This is a genomic window from Bradyrhizobium sp. Kon58, from assembly GCF_055807455.1.
This window is the reverse complement of sequence record NZ_JBVVOT010000688.1, coordinates 1-232: the sequence shown is the minus strand read 5'-3', so window position 1 is coordinate 232 and position 232 is coordinate 1. Positions and strand designations below refer to the sequence as shown.

1 protein-coding gene is annotated in these 232 nt (G+C 60.3%); it reads right to left on the bottom strand.

Translation table 11 applies throughout. The features are described 5' to 3' along the window. Positions 1 to 232: LLM class flavin-dependent oxidoreductase (locus AC0L20_RS41945; protein WP_473295986.1), on the bottom strand; the 232-nt coding region annotated here is incomplete at both ends.

Below are 232 nucleotides of genomic sequence, written 5' to 3'. Positions count from 1 at the left end.
CCGGCATCGCCGCTGGTTACCACGTTCCAGCCGGCGCGGCCTTTGCTGATCAAATCCAGGGACGCCAGGCGGCGCGCAACGTTATACGGCGCGTTGTAGGACGTGGTCAGCGTACCCACCAGGCCGATATGCCGCGTACTCACGGCCAATGCCGATAACAGCGTCAGTGGTTCCAGGCGATTGAGGTAATGAGAAGGCGAGCCTGGGGTGATGAATTGACTGTCGACGATAA